At 44.5% G+C, this 23224-nt stretch carries 24 protein-coding genes and 2 pseudogenes; 3 read left to right on the forward strand and 23 right to left on the reverse strand.

What is annotated here, in order from left to right; translation table 11 throughout:
* Positions 1–325 precede the first annotated feature (325 nt).
* The 8 genes from ACFORF_RS05785 to ACFORF_RS05820 all read right to left on the reverse strand — a co-directional run bounded on the left by ACFORF_RS05785 (position 326) and on the right by ACFORF_RS05820 (position 6929).
* Positions 326–940: a lysozyme family protein gene (locus tag ACFORF_RS05785; RefSeq protein ID WP_380426293.1), complete on the reverse strand. Its 615-nt coding sequence runs from the start codon at positions 938–940 to the stop codon at positions 326–328.
* Positions 940–1911 carry a nucleoid-associated protein gene (locus ACFORF_RS05790; RefSeq protein WP_380426295.1) on the reverse strand — a complete coding sequence of 324 codons (972 nt, stop codon included), beginning with the start codon at positions 1909–1911 and terminating at the stop codon, positions 940–942. The genes ACFORF_RS05785 and ACFORF_RS05790 overlap by 1 nt, the downstream gene beginning before the upstream one ends.
* Positions 1912–1926: 15 nt before the next feature.
* On the reverse strand, positions 1927–3180 hold the full coding sequence (gene glyA, locus ACFORF_RS05795) for a serine hydroxymethyltransferase (protein WP_380426297.1): 1254 nt from the start codon (positions 3178–3180) through the stop codon (positions 1927–1929).
* A gap of 12 nt (positions 3181–3192) precedes the next feature.
* The gene (locus tag ACFORF_RS05800) at positions 3193–3624 is read right to left on the reverse strand and encodes a GNAT family N-acetyltransferase (protein ID WP_380426299.1); all 432 of its coding nucleotides are present in this window, start codon (positions 3622–3624) and stop codon (positions 3193–3195) included.
* 11 nt (positions 3625–3635) lie between these two features.
* The gene (locus ACFORF_RS05805) at positions 3636–4238 is read right to left on the reverse strand and encodes an L-threonylcarbamoyladenylate synthase (protein WP_380426301.1); all 603 of its coding nucleotides are present in this window, start codon (positions 4236–4238) and stop codon (positions 3636–3638) included.
* On the reverse strand, positions 4228–5058 hold the full coding sequence (gene prmC / locus ACFORF_RS05810) for a peptide chain release factor N(5)-glutamine methyltransferase (RefSeq protein ID WP_380426303.1): 831 nt from the start codon (positions 5056–5058) through the stop codon (positions 4228–4230). The genes ACFORF_RS05805 and prmC overlap by 11 nt, the downstream gene beginning before the upstream one ends.
* Complete coding sequence (prfA, locus tag ACFORF_RS05815) at positions 5058–6137, reverse strand: peptide chain release factor 1 (protein ID WP_380426305.1); 1080 nt, start codon at positions 6135–6137, stop codon at positions 5058–5060. The genes prmC and prfA overlap by 1 nt, the downstream gene beginning before the upstream one ends.
* Positions 6138–6359: 222 nt before the next feature.
* Positions 6360–6929, reverse strand: a complete 570-nt coding sequence (locus tag ACFORF_RS05820; RefSeq protein ID WP_380426307.1) for a thymidine kinase — start codon at positions 6927–6929, stop codon at positions 6360–6362.
* Positions 6930–7199: 270 nt separating this feature from the next.
* Here ACFORF_RS05820 and ACFORF_RS05825 point away from each other — a divergent pair, with 270 nt between their 5' ends.
* Entirely contained in the window at positions 7200–7796 is a 597-nt protein-coding gene (locus tag ACFORF_RS05825; RefSeq protein WP_380426309.1) for an IS5 family transposase, read from the forward strand.
* Between the two features lie 167 nt (positions 7797–7963).
* Here the strand turns inward: ACFORF_RS05825 and ACFORF_RS05830 are convergent.
* The 12 genes and pseudogenes from ACFORF_RS05830 to ACFORF_RS05885 all read right to left on the reverse strand — a co-directional run.
* Positions 7964–8296, reverse strand: a pseudogene (locus ACFORF_RS05830) (helix-turn-helix domain-containing protein); the annotation flags it as partial.
* A gap of 90 nt (positions 8297–8386) precedes the next feature.
* Positions 8387–9083: pseudogene (locus ACFORF_RS05835) on the reverse strand (type 1 glutamine amidotransferase domain-containing protein).
* Positions 9080–9445: an ArsR/SmtB family transcription factor gene (locus tag ACFORF_RS05840; protein WP_380426311.1), complete on the reverse strand. Its 366-nt coding sequence runs from the start codon at positions 9443–9445 to the stop codon at positions 9080–9082. Before ACFORF_RS05840 ends, ACFORF_RS05835 begins: the two are co-directional and overlap by 4 nt.
* A gap of 9 nt (positions 9446–9454) precedes the next feature.
* Positions 9455–10678 (reverse strand): NADH:flavin oxidoreductase/NADH oxidase family protein, encoded by a 1224-nt coding sequence (locus ACFORF_RS05845; RefSeq protein WP_380426313.1) that lies wholly within the window; start codon positions 10676–10678, stop codon positions 9455–9457.
* A gap of 274 nt (positions 10679–10952) precedes the next feature.
* On the reverse strand, positions 10953–11864 hold the full coding sequence (locus ACFORF_RS05850; RefSeq protein WP_380426315.1) for a magnesium transporter CorA family protein: 912 nt from the start codon (positions 11862–11864) through the stop codon (positions 10953–10955).
* A gap of 36 nt (positions 11865–11900) precedes the next feature.
* Positions 11901–12287, reverse strand: a complete 387-nt coding sequence (locus tag ACFORF_RS05855; RefSeq protein WP_380426317.1) for a PaaI family thioesterase — start codon at positions 12285–12287, stop codon at positions 11901–11903.
* Positions 12288–12538: 251 nt separating this feature from the next.
* Positions 12539–12856 (reverse strand): DUF4298 domain-containing protein, encoded by a 318-nt coding sequence (locus tag ACFORF_RS05860; RefSeq protein WP_380426319.1) that lies wholly within the window; start codon positions 12854–12856, stop codon positions 12539–12541.
* A 54-nt stretch (positions 12857–12910) separates the two neighbouring features.
* Complete coding sequence (locus tag ACFORF_RS05865; RefSeq protein WP_380426321.1) at positions 12911–14140, reverse strand: Mbeg1-like protein; 1230 nt, start codon at positions 14138–14140, stop codon at positions 12911–12913.
* Positions 14141–14336: 196 nt separating this feature from the next.
* Positions 14337–14867: a DUF2798 domain-containing protein gene (locus ACFORF_RS05870; protein ID WP_380426323.1), complete on the reverse strand. Its 531-nt coding sequence runs from the start codon at positions 14865–14867 to the stop codon at positions 14337–14339.
* Positions 14868–15020: 153 nt separating this feature from the next.
* Positions 15021–15497, reverse strand: a complete 477-nt coding sequence (locus tag ACFORF_RS05875) for a GNAT family N-acetyltransferase (protein WP_380426325.1) — start codon at positions 15495–15497, stop codon at positions 15021–15023.
* A 14-nt stretch (positions 15498–15511) separates the two neighbouring features.
* Positions 15512–16729 carry a tRNA uracil 4-sulfurtransferase ThiI gene (gene thiI / locus ACFORF_RS05880; RefSeq protein WP_380426327.1) on the reverse strand — a complete coding sequence of 406 codons (1218 nt, stop codon included), beginning with the start codon at positions 16727–16729 and terminating at the stop codon, positions 15512–15514.
* 32 nt (positions 16730–16761) lie between these two features.
* Positions 16762–17907, reverse strand: a complete 1146-nt coding sequence (locus ACFORF_RS05885) for a cysteine desulfurase family protein (protein WP_380426329.1) — start codon at positions 17905–17907, stop codon at positions 16762–16764.
* Between the two features lie 109 nt (positions 17908–18016).
* Between ACFORF_RS05885 and ACFORF_RS05890 the strand changes: the two genes are divergently transcribed.
* Positions 18017–18919, forward strand: coding sequence for an AraC family transcriptional regulator (locus tag ACFORF_RS05890; protein WP_380426330.1), 903 nt, complete (start codon positions 18017–18019; stop codon positions 18917–18919).
* A gap of 159 nt (positions 18920–19078) precedes the next feature.
* Here the strand turns inward: ACFORF_RS05890 and ACFORF_RS05895 are convergent, their stop codons facing one another.
* The 3 genes from ACFORF_RS05895 to dnaG form a co-directional block, all read right to left on the reverse strand.
* Positions 19079–19411, reverse strand: a complete 333-nt coding sequence (locus tag ACFORF_RS05895) for a metal-sulfur cluster assembly factor (protein WP_380426332.1) — start codon at positions 19409–19411, stop codon at positions 19079–19081.
* A gap of 171 nt (positions 19412–19582) precedes the next feature.
* On the reverse strand, positions 19583–20692 hold the full coding sequence (rpoD, locus tag ACFORF_RS05900) for an RNA polymerase sigma factor RpoD (protein WP_380426334.1): 1110 nt from the start codon (positions 20690–20692) through the stop codon (positions 19583–19585).
* Positions 20693–20700: 8 nt separating this feature from the next.
* Positions 20701–22503, reverse strand: a complete 1803-nt coding sequence (gene dnaG, locus ACFORF_RS05905; protein WP_380426422.1) for a DNA primase — start codon at positions 22501–22503, stop codon at positions 20701–20703.
* A gap of 219 nt (positions 22504–22722) precedes the next feature.
* Here dnaG and mscL point away from each other — a divergent pair, with 219 nt between their 5' ends.
* Positions 22723–23088: a large conductance mechanosensitive channel protein MscL gene (mscL, locus tag ACFORF_RS05910; protein ID WP_380426336.1), complete on the forward strand. Its 366-nt coding sequence runs from the start codon at positions 22723–22725 to the stop codon at positions 23086–23088.
* Positions 23089–23224: the final 136 nt, after the last annotated feature.

Consider the following 23224-nt stretch of genomic DNA (forward strand, 5'->3'; position numbering starts at 1 on the left):
CTAAAACGGTCAATCCCTAGACCGTTTAGCACTGACATTGTCAGCACTATTTCCAACTTCCAAAGGTCTATTCACAGACCTTTGAAACTCCCACCTTGCATAGCTCAACGGGCTTGGAGCCTTTTGAGATTGGCCGCTAGGGCTGTCAGAGCTGACGAAATCAGAGCATTATAGTCCACTCAAAAGAAGCTGCAAACTTTTGTCCTAGCCTCCCTCTCTGATTTATACTCACTTAAAATCTCATTAGACAAGGCAGCTTGATACAGACATAACTGGAGTTAGGCAAGGAAACCGAATAACGAATAGCTTTGATTTTGGAAGAGTATTAATCGTTCAAAAACAGACGCACAACCTGAATCAAGAGGCGGTTGACACGCACTTCCTTAGCATAATAGATATTCCCACCGTTCTTGTACAATTCACCACCACCATAAACAAGGGCAATTGGATTATAGTAACGGTATGTTTCGCCAATCGTATTGCCAAGACTCGGTGCGACAACCTCGCGCGAATAGCTACGCGCTAGCTCAACTGTTGATACACCCCCATTTTTAGCCACGTAGTTAATGTAATTCTGGCCAAAATTATAGGCCTGTACCGCTGTCCAAACATCGACTCCTACTTCTTCTGCTAAAGCCAGATTTTCTGTCAGTACAGTTACACCTTGATGGACACTGGTCTTGCTATCTGTAATAGAGTTAGCCATACCTGTCGCACTCTCAGACGACTGCATGACATCATCAGCATTTCCCTTGGTCTCCGTATAAATCATAGCTAATATTAAATCCTCATCAGCATTGGATTGATGTTCTGCTAACACTTCTTCAACCATGGATTCATAGGTCAATACCTGCTTGACATTGCTATAGACTCTCCAGCACCATAGCAGAGCAAAGCAGAAAATACCAAGAAGAAAAATTCGTCCTATCCGTTTCAACATTACTTGTTCTGGATATCCTCGATGTTTTTAATAAGGATGGAATAGGTACCGTTGTCATTTTGGATAAATTCAACGGACTCCACATCCTCATAGACCCGATTGGGGACAATCAACTCAATCCCGTTAGAGAGGGAGAGTTTTTGACTCTCTAACTTTTTGATTTGGCGGGAATGGTCGATATCAGACACCTTGACTGGAGCTGGAATGGCTTCCTTGAGCTGGTCTACGAAGCTCAGACGAGCAGTCAAGTTGTCATCAAAGAGCTGGTCAGCCAGCTTTTCAGGAGACAATTCTTGGTCCTCTTCCAGATTTGTAAACATAGCGGACTTGAGTTTAGACTGGAAGGCAAAGTCATCCCGGTTAAACTGATCGGCTACCTTCTGTGCAGCCTGTTCTACCAGTTTAATAGACTTCTTGACCGACTGCTCAGGCTGAACACTGAGGACATTTTCAGAGAAATAGTTGGAAAAAGCACCGTTGTGCTTGATCCGTTTTTCAATCAGGTAATACTGCTTGGTCTGCAAGTTGACCACCAGGGCTTCGTCTGGTGTTTGGGCTGCACTTGGTAGGCTGTTTTGAGTGGTTTTAAGGGGGCTTTCACTGTCCCCACTATGAATAAGGCTCTCGCGCAAGCTCAGGCGCAAGAAGGCAAAATGTTCGATGCCATCCTTCTCGAATCCGATAAAGACTAGATCATTGGTCTTTTGATTTTCGGAAATGATAAATTCTTCCTTCCAGAGCTGAGAAACGTGAACAGATGACTCCAAAAAGTCATCTGTCAGCTTGCTCATAAAGATATTGTCCGCATCAAACTGACCACGCTTGGCTTCATCAGAGAAAACCTTGGTCAGTTTTTTACGGAAGTATTCGTCAATCTTTGGCGTAATCTGCAGGAGATGGTCCGCCAAGACCAACTCGGTATCATCTGGAGAGAATTGATGGATGACAATTTTTTTAATGTAAAAATCCATCGGTTCTTTCTAATCTTAGTTGTAAAGTGGGAAAGCATCTGTCAAAGCACGCACGTCTTGGCGTACTTCTTCTAGAGCTGCTTCGTTATCCGCATTCTCAAGGGCTTTGATGATGAGGCTTGCTACCTTACGGCATTCATCTACACCAAATCCACGTGCTGTCACAGCGGCCGTACCGATACGGATACCAGAGGTCTTAAATGGTGACAGGGTTTCAAACGGGATAGAGTTCTTGTTGAGAGTGATGCTCACTTCATCCAACAAATGCTGCGCTTCCTTACCGTTTTCGATGACTTGGGTCACGTCTACAAGGAAGACATGGTTGTCAGTACCACCAGAAATGACCCGGAATTTGGCATGGGCGTTGAAGACTTCAGCCATGGCTTGGCAATTGGTGATGATGTTTTGTGCGTATTCCTTGAAGGCAGGGTCCAAGTTTTCCTTGAAAGCAGCCGCTTTAGCAGCAATGACGTGCTCAAGTGGGCCACCTTGGAGACCTGGGAAGACAGCTGAGTTGATTTTCTTAGCCAAGTCTTCGTCGTTGGTCAAGATGAGACCACCACGTGGGCCACGAAGGGTTTTGTGGGTTGTTGTTGTCACAACATCAGCGTAAGGAACTGGGCTTGGGTGAAGTCCAGCAGCCACCAGACCTGCGATGTGAGCCATGTCGACCATAAGTTTGGCACCAACAGCGTCTGCGATTTCACGGAATTTGGCAAAGTCAATAGTACGAGAGTATGCTGACGCACCAGCTACGATAAGTTTCGGCTGAACTTCTTTAGCACGCTCCAAAATCGCTGCGTAGTCCAATTGTTCTGTTTCTTTGTCCACACCGTATGCCACAAAGTTGTAGGTTTTACCTGAGAAGTTGACAGGAGAACCATGGGTCAAGTGACCACCAGCTGACAGGTCCATACCAAGAACCGTGTCGCCTGCTTCAATCAAGGCCATGTAAGCTGCCGCATTAGCCTGGCTACCTGAGTGAGGCTGCACATTGGCAAATTTAGCACCATAGATTTCCTTAGCACGCTCGATGGCCAAGTCTTCAATGACATCGACAACTTCTGTACCACCGTAATAACGTTTTGCTGGGTAGCCTTCTGCGTATTTGTTGGTCAAGATAGAGCCTTGAGCTGCCATAACAGCCTTAGATACAACGTTTTCAGAGGCAATCAACTCGATGTTGTTTTGCTGGCGTTTCTCTTCGTCCGCAATCGCGTTCCAAAGATCCGCATCGTAAGCCTTGTAGTCTTCTTTGTCAAAAATCATCTGTGTTCTCCTTTAAAGATATTTCATAAACCGTTTTTGTGTCTTATCCCCATCATAGCCGATGTTTTCGTAAAAAGCATGCGCTTCTAGACGATGAGCACCAGAATTCAGGCGGATAAACTCGTAACCTTGCTCCCGTACAACGTTTTCTAAACGCGCCATGAGCTGTTTGCCAATCCCACGACCTTGAGCTTCGGGATGAACTGCCAGTGCTAAAACATTCAGACCCGCATCCGAATACAAATTTTCATAGACCTGCGCATGGACATAGCCAAGCAGCTGATCAGTTTTCTCATCCGCATACCCAATCAGAATATGCTGCGAATCCTGCGAAAGCTTTGCAAATTGACGTTGGGCCAGTTCAAGCGATGTCGGATAACCAAGAGAAAATTCATTGATATCTCTGATTTGCTCAAGGTCTGCATCACGTAGTTCTCGTAGCATAGCTATCTCCTCTATTCAAACACCAACTCTGGCACAGCTGCTTGCAGGTCTTCCTGAGTAATGGCTCCCTGGCGGAGGATTTTCGCGACGGGACCAGAGAGGTCTAAAATCGTCGAATCCTGTCCCGTCAGAGCCTTATCGTCTTCGATACCCGTCACTTCTTGGTCAAATTGAGCAAGAATGTCTACAAAGGACACACCGCTAGCATGACCAGAAAGATTGGCCGAAGGACCGATGAGAGGGCCGTGTTCCTCGATGAGCTGCAAGGTTTTAGGATGATTAGGCACCCGAAAACCAACTGTTTTTAAGCCAGAATTTATCCAGAAAGGAACGGCGTCGTTCGCTTCTAGAATGATGGTCAAGGGGCCTGGCATAAATCTATTATACACTCTTTCTAGAAAAAACGGTTGATTTTGGCTGAACTTATAAATATCGTTCAGATTCGAAACATTGAGATTGAGGGCTTTGTCCTTTGGACGACGCTTGAGGGCGTAGACATGCTCTACTGCTGCTTCATCCAAGGCCTTGGCAAAGAGACCATAGACCGTCTCTGTCGGCAGGACAACTGCCCCACCCTCTTCCATAATCGTTCGGATTTTCGCTTCACTTGTCATCTAGCACCACCATCCTATCCTTGTCAAAAGCATCCTTGAGCACACGGACTTGCTTATATGGCAGATACGTTGCCGCTAACTCCTGCAAGCCCTCTCCCTGCTTGTAGCCAATCTCAAAGTAGATTTTTCCAGACTCTGTCAGATGAGCCTTGGCATCCGCCAAGATTTGCTCATAAATCGCATAGCCATCTTTGTCCGCAAAGAGCGCGCTGTGGGGCTCATGCAGGAGAACATTTTGCCCTACCTCGTCCTCATCCGCATAAGCAATGTAGGGCGGATTGGACACGATGAGGTCGTACTGGCCTGCGAGGTTTTCATAAACATCCGACTGGACAAAGGTCACATCCAGACCTTCTGTTTGCGCGTTCTTCTGGGCAATGGCTAGCGCTTTGGACGAAAGGTCGCTAGCCGTCACCTGCCAGTTTGGACGGGCTTTTTTGAGAGCCAGTGCAATAGCACCGCTGCCCGTACCGATGTCCAAGACTGTCAAGTCCGCTCCGCTATTTTCCGCTAGAATCAGCTCCACCAACTCCTCGGTCTCAGGACGAGGAATAAGCACGTGTTCGTTGACAGCCAGGGTCAAATCCCGAAAATAGGCCTTGCCCGTAATGTGCTGGGCCGGAACGTGTTGGCAGAGCTGGTCACAAATCTGCTCCAGGAGCTCACAGTCAGACTCTGGCACAGGCGTTTGCAGGTTAAGGACAAATTCCGTGGTCGTCCATTTTTTCGATTCCTTGAAGACATAGGCCAGGGCAGCTCGCTCTTCGCCAGCTGCTTCGACTCTGTCTTCCAACTGTGAAATGAGCTGTCCGTAGGTCATTAGTTAGCCAGTTTTTCTAGTTTTTGCGTTTGGTCGTAGAGCACCAAAGCATCCACAATTTCGTCCATTTTCCCAGACAAAATCGTATCCAACTTTTGAAGCGTCAGACCGATACGATGATCCGTCACACGGTTTTGTGGGAAGTTGTAAGTCCGAATCCGCTCTGAACGGTCTCCTGTACCAACCGTAGACTTGCGCTCTGCGTCTTGCTCGTCTTGAGCGATTTGGGCAAAGTGGTCCGCCACCCGCGCACGGATAATCTTCATAGCCTTGTCACGGTTCTTCTGCTGGGTCCGTTCTTCTTGCATTTCTACCTTGATGTTTGTTGGCAAGTGAACAATACGAACGGCAGTGGCGACCTTGTTGACGTTCTGACCACCCGCACCAGAGGCGTGGTAGATATCGACACGGAGGTCTTTTGGATCGATGTCGTATTCGACTTCTTCGATTTCGGGCATGATGAGAACGGTCGCTGTCGAGGTGTGGACACGGCCTTGGCTTTCTGTCACAGGGACACGCTGCACACGGTGGGCACCAGACTCATACTTGAGTTTAGAGTAGACAGATTGCCCGGACACCATAGCCACGACTTCCTTGATACCACCGACACCATTGTAGGACGTCTCCATGATTTCAAAGCGCCAGCCTTGGCTCTCCGCATACTTTTGGTACATGGTAAGCAAATCACCTGCAAAGAGGGCCGCTTCATCCCCCCCTACTGCACCACGGATTTCCAAGATGATGTTCTTGTCGTCATTCGGGTCTTTTGGCAACAGCAAGATTTTTAGGCGGTCTTCAAGTTCTTCTTTGGCAACTTTTGAAGCCTTGAGCTCTTCCTTGGCCATTTCTTCCAAGTCGCTGTCGCCACCTGCTTCTTTAATCATGTCTTCCGCGTCCGCAATAGCTTGGATGGTCGCCTTGTACTCACGGTATGCTGCCACTGTGTCACGGGTGTTTGCTTCCTCGCGTGATAATTCCATAAAGCGTTTGGTATCAGAGACCACAGCTGGGTCACTGAGCAATTCACCAAGTTCCTCGTAGCGGTCTTCCACCGCCTGTAATTGATCGTAAATGTTCATAAACTAAGATACAAAGCCCGTAAAGAAAGCAAGAGAAAAATAGGAGATTGGCGCTGTGTGAAGGCACACTAGACAATCTATCTTTTTTCCGTAGCTTTTAGGGCGTGTTCAATTCCTTTCTTTATTTTAGGTATTATTTTATATAGAAATTGAATACACCTACAGTGTCATAGGCGTGTTCAATTCCTTTCCTATAGTTCAGTTGAGTAACAGATTTATAAGTTACATATCCGGATTAAAATAATGTCTGCGGCAGACTGGGATATAAGTCTCGTTGCCGCCGATTTGGATTTGCTCACCTTCATAGACAGGCTTGCCGTTTGCTGTCCGTAGGACCATGGTTGCCTTTTTAGAGCAATACTGACAGATAGTCTTGATTTCTTCAATCTTGTCGGCCAAAAGCAAGAGCTCACGCGATCCTTCAAAGAGATGGTTTTGGAAGTCATTCTTGAGACCAAAGGCCATAACAGGGACATTGAGTTCATCCACCACACGGGCAAAATCATAGACATGCTGTTTAGATAAAAACTGGCTCTCATCAATCAAGATACAGTAAGGTTTCTCAGGTAAGTTTGCGATGTAGTCGTAGACATTCATGTCATCGCCAATCGGCACTGCTTCTCTGCGCATCCCAATCCGACTGGAGACGACCCCAAATTCGTCCCTTGTATCCAAAGCGCTCGTCATGATGACAACTGGCTTGCCTTGCTCCTCGTAGTTATGGGCCACCTTCAAAATCTCGATGGTCTTGCCCGAGTTCATGGTGCCATATTTAAAATAAAATTGAGCCATTTCTGCCCTTTCTGGTTACATACTATCCTTACTATTTTACCATAAATTCGAGAGATGAAAAAGAACTAGCCATTGCTAGTTCTTATACCATGATAACCCAACTCTTTCTATATGCTTATAAATCTGCAAAAATTAGATAAATAAGTCAAAAAATTACTAAAATCCCTCTTACAATTTGTCAAAGGTTAAAACTGATATTATGTACCATAAATAAGACTATAAATAAAAATTTTAGAACCTGTATTCACAAAAAAATATTAAACTAAAGATATGACACGAAAAGCATATGACACTGATTTAACCGATCAAGAATGGGCTCAACTTGAACCCTATTTCTCTAAACACCGCACCTATAAATGGTCTAAACGAGAACTTGTAAATGCAACCTTGTATATCACTAAAACAGGCTGCCAATGGCGCATGCTCCCTCATGATTTCCCTCCTCTGGAGTTTCTTTCGGCGTGCCAAGGAGAGTGGCTTATGGGACACCATTTTGACGGAACTTGTCAAAAAAAGCGACTGAAAGCTGGTAGAGCAGCCTCTCCAACCTATGCTATCATTGATTCTCAAAGCGTGAAAACAACAGATGTTGCAGAGGAACGTGGGATTGATGGCGGTAAAAAAGTCAAAGGGAGGAAGCGTCACATCGTTGTTGATACAATGGGAAATCTTCTTGATGTGGTGGTTCATGCAGCTAATTTACACGACACAAAATCAGGCATTTTAGTGACTCGTATAGTGATGGTACAATGTCCGACCGTCAAGGCTTTTTCAGCTGATGCTGGTTATCGGAAAAGTTTTGAGGAGATGATGATTGAGGAGTTTGGTTGCCCAGTAGATATTTTTGAAAAAATCAAGGGTGGCTAGCAAATGATCCCTAAGCGTTGGGGTGTTGAGCGAACTTTTGCTTGGTTGAACCACTCTCAAAGATTAGCTAAGGATGTTGAAAAATCCGTATCGTCAGAGTTGGCTTTTATCAAGCTATCTCACATTAGTCGTCTTTTAAGGGCTCTATAATTTTGTGAATACAGGTTCTTAGCAGTCATCGCTTCTCCAAATTCAGACAAGAATCTAGCAGAAACTTTATCAAGCTTCAGGTAATGCCGATTTTCTCGTCTTTGGCAGTAGCGATGTTGGGCTGTATCAGCGAAGTACTGGTCGTGGTAAGTTTTCCTACCGTTAACCCGTTTGACTTGCTTAACAGCCCCTCGTTTGATTTCACGAGAGATTGTCGATCGATTTCTACCTAAGTATCTCGCAATTTCTGCTGGTTTGAATCCTTGAGAGAGATAGGCTTGAATTTGCCCGCGTTCTGATTCTGATAGGTGATGATAGGAGCGTTTTGTGCTAGAATGAGTATGGGACATGTTTGTTTTCCTTTATACTGTGGTTGGAGACTTTAGTATATCAGATGAACATGTCTTTTCTGTTGCACTTCATTTTACAACGCGGGAACATTATTTTTCTTCCAAAGCCTCAAGTAATTTCTTAGCCACAGCACGACCAGACATAGGATTTTGGCCGGTAATGAGCTGGCCATCACGAATGACAAAGCTGGTAAAGGGAAGTTTCTTTTAGAAATCAGCCCCACGCTTGATGGCCTCCTTTTCCGTGCCAAAGGGCACCTTTTTGACCTTGCCACTGAGGACTTCTTCCATCTGGGTAAAGCCTGTGATTTTCTTGCCTGCAATCAGGTAGTTGCCCTGCTCGTCCTTGATGTTGAGAAGACCTGCTACCCCGTGGCAGACGGAGGACATATAGCCCCCCCTGCTGGTAGATTTCCCCTGCGATGCTCTGCAATGGGCCATTATCTGGAAAATCCCAGACTACTCCGTGACCTCCAGTGTAGTAGATGGCGACGTAGTCAGATGGTGTAACGTCGCTAGGTGTGAGGGAATGGGTCAGGGCCCGCTCCTGAAAGTCTGGGCTATTTAGGATGGCTTTAGCATCAGCCTTGGCGTAGAGAGGCTTGAGACTGCGCGGATCCAGTGGCACGCGCCCACCCTTGGGACTGACATAGTCCACAGCGTAGCCAGCCTTGGTCACTTCCTCGACAAACTCGGTCGCCTCTGCCAGCCAGAGCCCCGTCTTTTCTAGGTCAGTTCCGTAGGTTTCTTGATTGGTCAAAACGACCAGGATTTTTCGAGCGGTCATTGATGTGCCTCCTTATTAAGCAAGGTATTGAGCTGCATGATATTGTTGAGCAAGTCTTGTAGTTGCTCCAGACTCGAACCCTCTGTAGTCAGGTAGTAAAAATTCTTGGTTCCTTCGGACCGCATACTGACAATCCCTGCTTCTTTGAGAATTTTTAGGTGGTGGGAAATGGCAGGGCGGGACAGATGGGTCTGCTCTGTGATGGCACCAACCCGAGCCCCACCTTGGGTCTGACAGGGCAGGGCCATCATAGACAGCAGGATATGAAGTCTGGTCGGGTCACCGATAGCCTGAAGGACAGGACTGGCCGTCTCCAACTGGCTCTGAATGGTCTGGTATAAGTCTTGGTATTTGGTTTCCATGTGTTTCTCCTATTTAGCGCGTTGAGGGAAGAGCCCCGCTAAGCCCTGAGTGTAGAGGGCGTGGAGGAGCGACGGCCAGGCATTGCGCGTCACCTGTGGCGTCTTGCCCTTGGCGTACTGGTGCATGAGCAACTGGTAATAAACGATTCCCAGGAGAGAAGCCACCTTGCGGTCCAAGGCCTTGATCCCTGTTGACAAATGATGGGTTTCGATGGTCTCATAGCTTCCTTCTGCAATCTTGTTTGGAATCGCAGGGTCAATGGCCATAGGACGGGCCAAGCCAATAAAGTCAGCCGTATTGGTTTCCAAGACTTCGACCATGGATTCCACAGAGCGAATGCCACCCGTCACAATCACAGGGATCTTGACCAGATTCTTAAGACGCTTGCTGTAGTCTGCGAAAAAGACCTTATTCTTGCCCTTGCTGGTGCTGGCAGACATGGTCGGCTTTTCGTAATTCCCCCCAGAAATCTCGATAAAATCAAGACCCAGATTTTCCATTTCCTGGATGACATAGAGCGAATCTTCCTCGCTAAAGCCACCCTCACGGAAATCAGCAGAGTTAATCTTCATGCCGATTGGAAAATCCGCCCCACAGGCAGTCCGCATACCTTGGTAAATCTCAACTAGGAACCGCATTCGGTTGTCTCGGTTGCCTCCGTATTCATCTGTTCGACGGTTGTCATGTGGAGACAGGAACTGGTTGATCAGGTAACCGTGGGCTGCATGGATTTGCACACCAGAGAAACCAGCGTCTTTAGCCACCTTGGCAGCTGTGGTAAATTTTTGCACCAGGTCCTTGATTTCTTCTCTGCTCAAAGCCCGTGGAGCATTGAAAAGGTTAGCCATGGAACCCTCGATAGGGACTACACTTGGGGCCACTGGCTGCTTATTGACGGTTTTAGGCGCTTGTTTGCCAGAGTGGTTGATTTGGACCATGATGGCTGTGCCGTTGGTGCGACCAGCCTGAGCCCATTCTTTCAAGGTTGTCATGTCAGACTGTTCATTAAAGACGACGTTCCCAGGCTCCGCTAAAGAGGTTGGGTCCACCATGACATTGCCAGTCACGACTAGGCCCGCTCCACCTTGTGCCCACTGGCGGTAGAGATTGACTACTTCTTTTTTAGGCTGCAGATTGCGCGTCCCCATAGCTTCGTTCATGGCTGACTTGAAAAAACGGTTCTTGATGACAGTGCCATTTGGCAGGATAATGGGTTCAAATAAAGTATTCATAGAAGTACTCCTTTTAATGGTTTATATAATAAAACCATTAAACCGAACCGATTACAAGACCAAAAGCCTTTGGGAAAGAAAATCGAGACGAAAGAAAATACTTATGGCAAAGCCAACAGAATTTCAATTATATAAAAAAATAGAACGATGGTCTTAAAAACATAGGTTCTATCTTTGTTAATTATTGTTCGAAGTAAAGGTAAAGTTTAAGCTCTCACTCGATTTTCCCTTCATGGATTTTATGGGCTCAACTACTTAAGTCATTAAGGCTCTGCTATTTTCTAGAAATCAAATACCTTAGTAGGCTCAACAGGACAATCCAGAGTATAATTCCCCCACCAGCAATGAGGAGCCATGCATCCGGCCGATCCGCAATCGGTAATGGCACATTCATTCCAAAAAATCCTGTGATGACCGCTAAGACAGCTAAAAGTATAGACATAATCGTGAGCGTCGTCATATTATCATTCAGATTATTATTCAAGATATTGTTGTAAGCACCTGAAAGTTGCTGGAGAACTTGGGCATTAAGCTGAGTCATTGAAGACAGCTGTTTGGCTTCAATAATAGCATCTTCCAGCTGTTCCTTATCAGATTCACTGAGTTGCTTATACAAATTCTGACCCTTAATTTGCTCAAGAAGAATCGTGTTTTGATTAGCAGCCGAAACCAAGTAAACCATACCGGTCTCAATATCTGAGAGTGCTAATAAATCTTTTTTAGTGGTCTTAAGGCGAAGACGACGATTGATATCATCTTTGGTCTGATCAATTTCTTCTAAATAAGGAAAATACGACTCTGAAATCATAAATAGAGTGGCAAAAAGAAACTTATAACAGGTCATATCTGGATGATGAGCTAAATAATGTTTCATTTTTGCAACAATGTAGGCATTATCATCATTATAGATGGTGATCAATTGGTTTTCTTTGACTACGAAAGTCATCGGAACAGTCTCATAGTGATATTCAGCCTGATCAGGATTGAGCACATTATAAATCAAGGTGAACGTCTCGTTCTCCCAATCGTATTCAGTATGGGCACGCTCGTTTTTATCTAGGGCGTAGGAGACAATTTCCTTATCAATATCGAAGGTTTCTGGCGTTTGCTCAGACCCTTTCAAGGTATTGGAATGCAGGGCAAGCCACTTTAAGCCATTACCAAACGTGTATTGTTCAATCGTCATTACCAAAATCTCCTTGATTTCAATTTATTTTTCTAACTAATCGTCATGTTGCCCGATGACAAACATGGTAAAACTACCTCTAGTCACTAACTGTTGAGCCTTATTCGTGATAGTGACTTCAACTACTTTTGTCGTTCGACCATTATGAATCATTTGTCCTTCAATCGTCAATGTATCTCCTTCTTTGGCACCCTTTAGGTAGTTTACATTGGACTGCAGCGTTACGGCATCAAACCCCGTTGACATAACTGTCATACCACTAATTTGATCACAAAGAGTAAATAGAAATCCTCCGTGGGCATTTCCATAAACATTAAGAGACTGTTTTGAAACGACAGTCGAAACGACCACATGTCCAGATTCTATAGATATCACTTCATAATTATCAAATGCAACAATCTCATGTAAACGTATTTTAGTCATTTTATCTCCTATCTATCGATTCCTACTTGACTCCATAGCATTAACCAAAAGCATTTCTACACGATTAGCAGTATTACCCTATCTTGTACCAGATGTAAGTCGTTTTCTGGGCTTTATCTTCAGAGTCGAGATTTCATCGAAACCAGTATCTCGATTCATTTTCACAGAAACATCGTTGTCTATATATCATAAGATAGAAAACCCACTCACAAATTTGCAAGTGGAGATTCTATCTTTATAGGACAAGCAACTTACTCTTCTTGATCAATCGCACTATCCAACTGATCAGCTAACTGACGTAGTTGCTCTGCAATTTCTCGACATTCTAGAATGAGATTATAAACGCCATCCTCAGAGAGAACCCCTCGAGGCTGATGAGGAGGGATTTGGCCTGCCTTTTCCAATTCGAGATGCTGGTACCAAGCATCGCTTCCGTAATAGGCAAACAACTGACGTAAACCTGGTAGGGAGTCCTCACAGTCATCTAAAGCTGACTGTAAGATTTGGGTCGATTTTAAGCCCTGATTGAGTTGGCTTTCCATTTGTGAGAGATGTTCTATTGTATTCATAACTTTATTGTAGCAGACTTTTAAAGATCGGACTGATAAAAACTGTTTAACTGATCAGTCATTAGTTGAAGAAGTTTCGGATGGGCTAACCATCTTCCGCTTTAAAATCCCATCTAAAATACGATCAAGAAAATGAGTTTGGTAGTGGTTTTGTGCTAACTTAGCTGCCTGATTTTTCTTTAGTTCTCGATTGTGTTTAACATAGAGATCTACCATTTTAGACAGAGATTTAAGCATTAAATTGCGTTTGGCAGGCTCAACACTAGAAAACTGACTAATTAGACGATTCAGACTACCTTGACTCAGCATGGTGAAATCGTCTAAACTATTCAAACCAGCATCCATAAAAATGCTAAAAAAGGAATCAACCATAATTTTTAGCTCCTGTTTCGAATAAGAGGCCATCCAGTCTGAAAAGGTTTGTTGCAAGGCCTGACTAAAGGCACTCTCCTCCTCTAACCGAACAAAATCATGATCTTCCACTTCCCAGCTCATCATGATATGTTGAGCAAATCCTTTTTCAGCACTCGCAACAATTCTTGGTTCAATATCCAAGGCTAACATAACCCCAACTACCGATTCATAAGGACGGTAGACCCGTAACTTATGCCTGATTTGACGATAGCCATAAGTTTCAAGATACCAAGGGTGCAAACCCGGAGAATCAAAGAGATAGATTTCAGAAACTTTATTTTGCAAGCTCTCAAGAATTGAACTAGAGGCAAATAAGGCTAAATTACCACCTTTCGAATGCCCACTCACTATAATCGGGCCTTCGACTGACTCTAAAATTTGAGCTAGGTACCGTTTAGCTGATCGCTGAGCAGGAATCTCACTCATATAGGTCATGTTAAGGTCTTCCTTCCAGCCAATCAAGGTATCATCTGTTCCACGAAAAACGACCTGAGTGTGCTCTTGACTAGGAAAAGACATGACAATAGCTGCAAACTGCTTTTCAAACTCCGTACTGATATCGTTGATATAATTGCCAAAATGTAAATCCTGATAGCGAGGGCTTGCCAAAACTGCATCTAATAGTTCCAGTCGCTCCCTGGTTACTAAAAATGTAACCTGAATCTCATCCTTAATTCTTTGATAAAGCGGCAACAATTCGATAACTGAATAGGTTGCTCTGCTATCCTTAGTCCCATCAATCTCTGAAAGTAATTCTCCTACCGGCAAATAGCCTAGCTCATTGAGAACAGCAATATCAAGTTCAGTCAGCTCAGTTTCTTCAAAAGACTGGCGACCAATCTTAATCACATAATCCAGTAATGTTGCCATAACCCCTCACAACTCGAATGTCTTCCCTCCATTTTACAGTCAATAGCAGAGCAAGTCAAGCCTATCCATTAAGAGAGCTATTAAGTTTAGAGGTGGCTTTTTGAACAAAATAATATTAACTATTCTACCGAGATTACCCCAATGATGCCATTCTCCATTATTTGGATAACAAAAAGGCCCTTACGGGCCTTACGATTTAGATAATTTCTGGTAAGACTTCATCATCCTCAAAGTCTTCAACCTTGTCATCACCTGGGAATGGTTTTTGGAATTTTCCAAGGATAAAGCGTGAAATTGGACCGACAATCAAGAGATTGTATGGCGCAGCTACTAGGAAGTTTGTAATCCAAGTCTTGAAATAAGCACTCCAAGTAATAGCAGACCAACCGAGGCCTTGACCAATCACCAGATTAAAAATCAAACCGTAGAGGGACATACATGTCACCATTCCAATGACCATGCAGCCTGAAATCCCAACGATTTTTACCCAACGTTTTTCGTGGTGAGGTGTTTTCATGATAACAGACATGGCAAACTTCTTAGCCAGTGGGCCAACCAAAACAAAGTCAAGAATCATCCCGACAATAAATCCAGGAAGGAATCCAGAAAAGACGTGTCCCCAGCTAAAGTTTCCTAACACATAAAGGTTCCAACAGCTCATCCCGAAGACCATCATACTACACATGAGGGCCGTGAAAAATACAGCTTCTTTAAAATTACGAGGCATAAAAAACTCCTGTTTCTTCTATTTTTTATGTCTTCTGACTCTCTCAAATCATACAACAGAAGCTAGTATAGCATAATTTAGGGGCTCTATGTAAGTGATTTGCCTAAATTTCTGAAATTTATTTTTCTTTTTCTGAAAACAAATTACTGAAGGTCAATCTTCTTGGTCTATTAGCTGTTCCATCCGTGTTTTCTGGGCTTGCATACCCTGACGTTGATAAAAATTCAGGGCTCCGCCATTGGCATTCCAGACATCCAGGGTTATATTTTTACAGCCATTTTTTCGGGCAAATAGCAGAGCATACTGGTAAAGTTGCTCTCCAATTTTTTGACCGCGGGCAGACTCTGCGACACAGAGATCGTCCACAAAGAGTGTCTTCATGGGTTCCAAACAGGCTCCCTTGGCCTCTTGAATTTGGCAGAACAGGTGGCCTAAAATCTGACCCTCTTTTTCGTAGACAAGGATAGGCTTATCAGGATCCGCCAGCATCTCCTCCAGCTCCTGACTGGAGAACTTTTGCCCCTGGGCCTTAAAAATGTCTGGCCTCACCGCATGATGGACCTGTAAAACGTCCTGCAAGAGTGACTCCAAGGCAGGAATATCAGCAACAGTCGCTTGTCGAATGGTCATGGTTTTCTCCCTCATTAAAGCAAATCGTCAATCAGTTGGTCCACCGCATCCTGGGCTTCTTCAACTGGTGTGATTTCACGAATCATAATACCTGCAACCGCACGTTCAACAAGCCCCTCAACATCCAAGCGAGTCTCGTACTGCTCAACGTTTTTGATTTTGGGATTGGTCTTCGGACGGTCCGGTGCAAAAATAGTACAGCAGTCCTCAAAGGGCTGGATTGAAATCTCAAAGGTATCGATAGCCTGAGCGATGTCAATGATTTCCAACTTATCCATGGTCACCACTGGACGAATAACCGGCGTCGTAGTCACAGCGTTGATGGCCTGCATGGACTCCATGGTCTGGCTGGCCACCTGGCCTAGGCTCTCACCGTTGATGATAACCAGCCCTTTACGCTCTTCACGAATCCGGTCTGTAATCCGCATCATAAAGCGACGGGTCAAGGTCATGAGATAGGCCTCAGGCGCCTTGTTTTTAATTTCTTCTTGGATTTCAGTGAAGGGAACTTCAATAAACTGGATATTGCCACCAAAGCGGGTTAATTTACGCGTGAGGTCCTCTGCTTTTTTTAGGGCACCAGGACTGGTATAGGGTGGACTGGCAAAGTGAACTGCTTCGATATCCACCCCACGCTTTAGGGCCAGATAACCGGCGACTGGAGAATCAATTCCTCCTGAGAGCATGAGCATGCCCTTGCCAGCAGTCCCGACAGGTAAACCACCCGCACCTTTAATGGTTTCATGGGAAATATAGGCCGCCTCCGACCGAATTTCGACCTGAAGGTTAACGTCAGGTTGTTTCATCTGAGCCTGAATGTTTGGAAGGACATCGTAAACAGCATCTCCCAGGATAAAATTTAAGTCCCTGGAGTCCAGCTCAAAATTATGGTCAGAACGCTTGGCAGAGATTTTAAAGGTCATGCCGTCATAGTAGAGTCCTGTCATAATCTCTTGGACTGCTGCTTTCAAGGCATCGACATTTTTCTCTACCTTGTAAACCGGTGAGAAGGATTGAATCCCAAAGATAACCTTGAGCGACTCGGCTACTTCTTCGTACTGGGCACCCCTTAGATAGACATGGGCCCGGTCACGGTCTGCCGTCACACGCACCTCTGGGTAGATGGACAAGACGTCCTGGATATTTTTCTTAAGCTTATTGATGAACCGCATCTTGTTCTTGCCTTTGGTGGACAGTTCTCCAAAGCGAATCATAATTTCTGAATAACGCATCTGTGTCTGAGGAGCCAGGCTCCCTTCCTTTCTTAGTGTCTAATCTTTTCTGTTTTTTGATAAATTTGCTTGAAAATGGTTAGGAATTGCTCAATTTCAGCCATGCTATTGCTGGTATCTAGGCTAATCCGAACCGCCGTTTGAGCTTGGCTGGTTGGCACTCCCATAGCAATTAAGGTCCCTGCTGGCTTTCCTGCCTTGGATGAACAAGCTGAAGTCGTTGAGATATAGATTTCATGCTCCTCAAAGGCGTGAACGAGCACTTCTCCGCGAACCCCCTTGATGCCAAAGGTCAGAATATGAGGCGCAAAGTCCTCTCCCGTCTCAGAAAAGAGGGTCACACCATCGTAACTTGCCAAACTCTCTGCCAGAACGTCTCGCATACTCTTGAGCTTTTCTACAGCCTCTTGGTCTTCTAGGGTCAATCGCAGAGCCTTAGCCATGGCAGCGATGGCAGGTACATTTTCCGTTGTAGAACGCAAGTCCTGCTCCTGACCCCCACCCGTCAAGAGTGGTGTGATTTTCTTGCCGGATTTTTTATAGATAAAACCAACGCCTCGAACCGCATGGAACTTGTGACCAGAAAAGGTCGCAAAGTCAACCCGGTCCAGCATGAAATCAGAGACCGGCACCTTGCCAACAGCCTGAACCGCATCGACATGGAAGGAAATGGTTGGCTTGTCCGCCAGCAAGTCTGCGATAGCTTGCAGAGGCTGGATGGCTCCCATTTCATTGTTGACCACCATGACCGAGACTAAAATAGTCTCTGGTCGAATGAGCTGGGCTAATTTATCAACTTGAACAAAGCCACGCTTATCAACAGGGGCATAATCCACATCGAATCCTTGCTGGCTCAACCATTTGGCTGATTCTTTCACCGCTGGGTGCTCGACATCGGAGACGATAATGTGTTTACCAAAGGCCTTCTTCTCAAAGGCGACTCCCTTGAGTACCCAGTTATCCCCTTCTGTCCCACCTGAGGTAAAGAAAATCTCTGAACTCTCAACGGAAAGAAGCTCTGCTATTTGCCGACGAGAAGCCTCTAAAATCCGGCCAGCCTGCGTCCCTAGGCTGTGGAGACTAGAAGGATTACCGAAAATTTTAGTCGCCACTTCCTGATAGGTATGGAGGGCCTGTGGATAGGGATGGGTCGTTGCAGAATGGTCAAAATAAATCACGGGAGTCTACTTTCTATAACTAAGGTTAACAACTAATTATTATACCACGTTTTGAGCAAAAGGTTGAGGATTATGGTATACTGATACTATCCTAGGAAAGAGGTGTCCCATGAAAAGCCATTTGACCGATTCAGAGTTTCAGCACCACGTGTCTTTTGATAGCCAGTTATTTCCCTTTAAATTTTATCAAACCTACGTTCAAAATGGGATTCCAGATGTGCTTTTTCACTGGCATCCTGAAATGGAGATTAATTTTGTGCGAAAAGGCAGAGCCCGCTATCATATCGACTACGATTTTTTTGAGAGCCAGGCTGGTGATATTATCCTAATCCGTCCCAATGCCATGCACTCCATTCATCCCATTGAGCAAGACGAGCATCTGGTGGACACCTTTCAATTCCATTTGGACTTGATTGGCAATGCTGCCCGGGACTACATCAGCATCAGCTACCTCCAGCCCCTGCAAAATAATAACAGCAAGTTCATCACTCGCATCCGCAAGACTGATCCTGGCTACCAGGACTTGGCTGACTGCCTCAATCAGATTTTCCAGTTGACCCAGGAACCAGGTCGGCACTTCGAACTCCTGCTCAAGGCCAAGTTGACTGAATTCCTCTACCTGGTCTATTTCCACAAATTGGTCAAACGGAAAAATACCGACGACCTTTACCGGAAAAATGAGAAAATCCGAGACATCATCGACCACATTCAGGAGCATTATGCTGAAGACCTGACCATCGAAAGTTTAGCCGAACGCATGGGCTATAGCAAGACCCACTTTATGACGGTCTTTAAACAACACACTGGATCAACGGCAACGGAATTCATCATCCAAATCCGCCTCCAAAAGGCCAGCCACGAACTGGTACAATCCATGAAACCCATCCTGGAAATCGCCACTGAAGTTGGCTTCAACAACCTCTCCAACTTCAACCGCCAGTTCAAACTCTACTACCAGATGACCCCCAGCCAGTACCGCAAAACCTTTAGGAATTCAAGTAAGCATCAATAAGATATAGAGATTGTACAAAAACTCAACATGTAACCTTTCTTATGAAAATTAAAGAATACAAAATGGCTTAGAACCAACCCTATTTGATAACGTTGCTCTAAGCCATTTGCTATTTCAGAGACTTTTTCATGGTCTCCTTCTCTCATTGTCAACTAAACTTTAACGGATTCCCAATGCAATTCGTGCATAGCGACTCATGCGTTCCACAGACCAGGCTGGATACCAGACTAACTTAACTTCTGTCTTGGTCACCTCAGGCACATCCTTAATAGCGTCATGAATCTGATCGGTAATCAAATCTGCTAAAGGACACCCCATAGTCGTTAAAGTCATATCAATTTCAGTAGAACCATCCTGTTCAAACCTGATTTCATAAATCAGACCTAGATTCACAATATCAATCCCCAACTCTGGGTCAATAACCTCTTCTAAAGCTTGGAGGATTCGGTCCTTGATAGATTCGATTTCTTGTTCATTGTAAATTTGTGTCATACAATCTCCTTTGAGCACTTCAATCGGCTACAAGATTTAATCAGATGCTTTGATTTAATCCTCTGAACTATCCGCGCTCTCACTTCTCTAGGCTTGGGTTAAAAAGGTACACTGTACCTTCGTCAAGTCTTTATTTCCTGTTTCCGACATGATTTAGTCCACTGGACTAAATCAGTCATCAATAAAGTCTTTGAGTTGTTTGCTGCGGGATAGGTGGCGGAGTTTACGGAGGGCTTTGGCTTCGATTTGGCGAATGCGTTCACGGGTCACGTTAAAGACCTTGCCCACATCTTCCAGGGTACGCATTTTCCCATCGTCCAGACCAAAGCGAAGTCGCAACACGTTTTCCTCACGGTCAGTTAATGTATCTAGGACCTCATCCAACTGCTCACGCAAGACCACGCGAGTTGTATAGTCAACTGGATTTTCAATCACTTCGTCCTCGATGAAGTCACCAAGGTGGCTATCATCTTCCTCACCAATAGGCGTTTCAAGAGAGACTGGCTCTTGGGCGATTTTCAGGATTTCACGCACCTTATCTGGTGTCATATCCATCCTTTCTGCAATTTGCTCTGGTGTTGGATCTTGACCCAACTCTTGCAAGAGATTACGCTGTTCACGAACCAGTTTATTGATGGTTTCCACCATGTGAACTGGGATACGGATTGTACGGGCTTGGTCGGCAATGGCACGAGTAATGGCCTGACGAATCCACCAAGTCGCATAGGTTGAGAACTTGAATCCTTTAGAGTAGTCAAACTTGTCAACAGCCTTCATAAGACCCATGTTTCCTTCTTGAATAAGGTCCAGGAACTGCATGCCACGACCAACATAGCGCTTAGCAATGGATACCACCAAACGGAGGTTGGCTTCTGCTAGACGTTGCTTGGCTTCCAAGTTTCCTTCAGCAACCAAGACAGCCAGCTCTTTTTCCTCATCGTTGGTCAACAGTGGCACGACACCAATTTCCTTGAGGTACATCCGAACTGGGTCATTAACCTTGGCTGAATTTGACCCTATGAGTTCCTCATCTGTCAATTCCTCTGGTTTAATTTCTTCTACGACGTACTTAGTTGATGGGTTTCCTTCCTTGTCAGTGATAGAAATTCCACCATCCGTCAACCGTTCCAAGAGGTCATCGATCTGATCTGCATCAAGAACAAAGGGAATAACTAGTTTCTCAGTGACTTCATCATCTACTGCAGTCCCTTCCTTTTTGTGGTTACGGATAAAATCAGCAACTTGTACGTTAAAGGTTTGATTTTTTTTATTTGTTGGCATACTATCCTCTATTCCATTCTTCGTTTTTGGGCAATCAAGGCCTCAAGGGCTGCAACTGCACTGTCAACGTCCCCCTGATTACTAGAATCACGGATCAATTGACTTTGTTTACGTAAATCTTGTTCTTCTAAAAAGCGGTCTCTTCTAGCCTCTATCTCCTGCAACTCACCCTCTGCTATTTCATCAGGAAGATTTTCCTCCAATACCTGATAATAGGCCTGTTGGGTAGCTTCATCGAGATGATTCAAGTCAATACTCGTCAGTTCTCCATTTTGACATAGCAGAGCATAAAGAGTTTGTAGGGTTTGCGTTTCAAAACGAAACTCCTCTCGATTACGATACTCTTGCAAGAGATAAGGGAAATGCAACAGACGGTGCAGAAGCTGATTCTCAGCTTTAACGAGTGCCGTCAGGCGCTTAGCCATGGGAAGCTCAACGATAGTGGCCCTCTGACTGGGTTGCTGTTGGACCTGAGTGCGTGTCCGTACCCTCACACTATTCACAGCTTGCTCAACTTGAAAATAATCAAAATCAGGTAAGAGCTCCGCTATTTTCGTAATATAAGTATTTTGAGCTGTAATCGATTGAGCACTAGCAACAATGGGAGCAATTTGTTCGACAAAGGCTATCTCTGCCTGGAGGTTATCTGTATTGGCAGGCTTCAAATACTGAATCCAAAACTCAACATCACTAATCCGAGACTCTTTGAGAAGTTTAGCTAGTTCCTCAGGTGAATTTTTCTGAAGAAATTCATCCGGGTCCATTTGATTTGGAATTTGGACAATCTCTGTCTGAAAATCTTTCAGCAAGTCTAAGGATTTTGCGATAGCATTTTGTCCTGCATTATCTCCATCGTAGGTAAGAATAACTTTTTTTGTGAACCGTTTCAAGTGTTGAACATGTTCTGGTGTTAAGGCTGTCCCCATCGAAGCTACAGCATTTTCAATGCCAGATCGATAGGCTGCAATAACATCCATGAAACCTTCCATAAGGAAGAGTTCATGCTCTTTAGCTGCAACAGCTTTTGCTCCATCCAAATGATATAATTCGTAAGATTTATTAAAAATAACCGTGGCTCGTGTATTTTTGTACTTAGCCTGTTGGTTAGCCACATCAGCCTCAGTCCATATCCGGCCTGAAAAACCAATTCCTCTACCACGATCATCTTTTAAGGGGAACATTATTCGGTTACGAAAACTATCGTAAACACGATTATTATCCGAAAGCGTGAATAATCCAGACTGAGCGATCGCATCCTCATCAAATTTCTTAGCCATTGCCTGATAGAGAAAATCCGATTCATCAGGTGCTAACCCCAAATTAAAATGTCGGATGAGTTCATCATCTATCCCTCGTTGGTAAAGGTATTGCTTGGCTTCCTCACCGATCTTGGTCGTCATTAAAACAGCATGATAGAATTTAGCAGCCTCCTGATTGATCTGATAGAGTGACTGGTGAGGACTATGATGCTGAGAAGGCGATGAGTTGGTCTGTACCAAAGGTGCAAGTCCCAGACGTTCCCCTAGAATATTCACACTTTCTGCAAAGGTGACATTCCGAAACTCCTCGATAAATTTAAAAACATCTCCTGATTTACCGCATCCAAAGCAATGGTAAAACTGCTTATCTTCAACAACGTTAAAGGAAGGTGTTTTTTCTTTATGAAACGGACAGTTCCCTAAATAATTTCGTCCTGCCTTTTGCAAGGGAACTACTTCTCCAATAACGTCAACAATGTTGAGGGAATTTTTGATTTCTGAAATCACTGATTTATCAATCACCAAATACTCACCTCCACACAATTCACCTATTTTAGTGTTACATTCTATTATACCATTTCAAAGTAAGCTTGTAAAATGTTTACCATCGTTTTCACACTAGGCATGAAACCCTTTTCTTTTTATTAGAATTGGAAAATTGTTCATAATTTTTACAAATATTTTACAAAAATGAGCCGAATGAGTTGAAAATGTCAGGAACTTCCGCTATAATAGCGAAGTAAATTTTTTTTGAAAGGAATTCTCTATCTCATGATTAAAGAATTAAAAAACTTTTTGTTTAAGGGCGATGTCCTTAACCTTGCTGTTGCGGTTATCATCGGTGCTGCATTTGGTGCTATCATTACTTCACTCGTTGAAGATGTTATTACACCACTTTTCCTTAACCCGGCTTTGAAGGCTGCTGGTGCAGATAAAATTGCAGACTTGACATGGAATGGTGTTGCTTATGGTTCATTCTTGAGCGCTATCATCAACTTCCTTATTGTTGGTACTGTACTGTTCTTCGTAGTTAAAGCAGCAGAAAAAGCAATGCCTAAAAAAGAGGAAGAAGTTGTTGTTGCAGCTCCAACTCAAGAAGAATTGCTTGCAGAAATCCGCGACTTGTTGAAAAAATAAGCACAAATGAAGAGAGTGGGACAAAAATCAGTAACCCGAAGGGTTTGATTTTGTCGTCCCACCTCCGCACAGTTGAGTAGGGCTATAAAAGCTAGTAAAATCAGCGAATTAGAGCCCACTCAACCACTGCGTCTTG

Origin of the sequence: Streptococcus caprae (assembly GCF_042649745.1) — a bacterium.
Classification (GTDB): domain Bacteria; phylum Bacillota; class Bacilli; order Lactobacillales; family Streptococcaceae; genus Streptococcus; species Streptococcus caprae.

Excerpts from the sequence above, each read along its gene's own strand:
- prmC (WP_380426303.1), bottom strand. The coding sequence starts at position 5,058 with ATGACCTACGGACAGCTCATTTCACAGTTGGAAGACAGAGTCGAAGCA.
- ACFORF_RS05785 (WP_380426293.1), bottom strand. The coding sequence starts at position 940 with ATGTTGAAACGGATAGGACGAATTTTTCTTCTTGGTATTTTCTGCTTT.
- ACFORF_RS05850 (WP_380426315.1), bottom strand. The coding sequence starts at position 11,864 with ATGACGATTGAACAATACACGTTTGGTAATGGCTTAAAGTGGCTTGCC.
- ACFORF_RS05895 (WP_380426332.1), bottom strand. The coding sequence starts at position 19,411 with ATGACACAAATTTACAATGAACAAGAAATCGAATCTATCAAGGACCGA.
- thiI (WP_380426327.1), bottom strand. The coding sequence starts at position 16,729 with ATGCGTTATTCAGAAATTATGATTCGCTTTGGAGAACTGTCCACCAAA.
- ACFORF_RS05805 (WP_380426301.1), bottom strand. The coding sequence starts at position 4,238 with ATGACAAGTGAAGCGAAAATCCGAACGATTATGGAAGAGGGTGGGGCA.
- prfA (WP_380426305.1), bottom strand. The coding sequence starts at position 6,137 with ATGAACATTTACGATCAATTACAGGCGGTGGAAGACCGCTACGAGGAA.
- ACFORF_RS05800 (WP_380426299.1), bottom strand. The coding sequence starts at position 3,624 with ATGCTACGAGAACTACGTGATGCAGACCTTGAGCAAATCAGAGATATC.
- ACFORF_RS05870 (WP_380426323.1), bottom strand. The coding sequence starts at position 14,867 with ATGCCTCGTAATTTTAAAGAAGCTGTATTTTTCACGGCCCTCATGTGT.
- ACFORF_RS05860 (WP_380426319.1), bottom strand. The coding sequence starts at position 12,856 with ATGAATACAATAGAACATCTCTCACAAATGGAAAGCCAACTCAATCAG.
- rpoD (WP_380426334.1), bottom strand. The coding sequence starts at position 20,692 with ATGCCAACAAATAAAAAAAATCAAACCTTTAACGTACAAGTTGCTGAT.
- ACFORF_RS05840 (WP_380426311.1), bottom strand. The coding sequence starts at position 9,445 with ATGGAAACCAAATACCAAGACTTATACCAGACCATTCAGAGCCAGTTG.
- glyA (WP_380426297.1), bottom strand. The coding sequence starts at position 3,180 with ATGATTTTTGACAAAGAAGACTACAAGGCTTACGATGCGGATCTTTGG.
- ACFORF_RS05855 (WP_380426317.1), bottom strand. The coding sequence starts at position 12,287 with ATGACTAAAATACGTTTACATGAGATTGTTGCATTTGATAATTATGAA.
- ACFORF_RS05825 (WP_380426309.1), top strand. The coding sequence starts at position 7,200 with ATGACACGAAAAGCATATGACACTGATTTAACCGATCAAGAATGGGCT.
- ACFORF_RS05845 (WP_380426313.1), bottom strand. The coding sequence starts at position 10,678 with ATGAATACTTTATTTGAACCCATTATCCTGCCAAATGGCACTGTCATC.
- mscL (WP_380426336.1), top strand. The coding sequence starts at position 22,723 with ATGATTAAAGAATTAAAAAACTTTTTGTTTAAGGGCGATGTCCTTAAC.
- ACFORF_RS05890 (WP_380426330.1), top strand. The coding sequence starts at position 18,017 with ATGAAAAGCCATTTGACCGATTCAGAGTTTCAGCACCACGTGTCTTTT.
- ACFORF_RS05875 (WP_380426325.1), bottom strand. The coding sequence starts at position 15,497 with ATGACCATTCGACAAGCGACTGTTGCTGATATTCCTGCCTTGGAGTCA.
- ACFORF_RS05865 (WP_380426321.1), bottom strand. The coding sequence starts at position 14,140 with ATGGCAACATTACTGGATTATGTGATTAAGATTGGTCGCCAGTCTTTT.
- ACFORF_RS05820 (WP_380426307.1), bottom strand. The coding sequence starts at position 6,929 with ATGGCTCAATTTTATTTTAAATATGGCACCATGAACTCGGGCAAGACC.
- ACFORF_RS05790 (WP_380426295.1), bottom strand. The coding sequence starts at position 1,911 with ATGGATTTTTACATTAAAAAAATTGTCATCCATCAATTCTCTCCAGAT.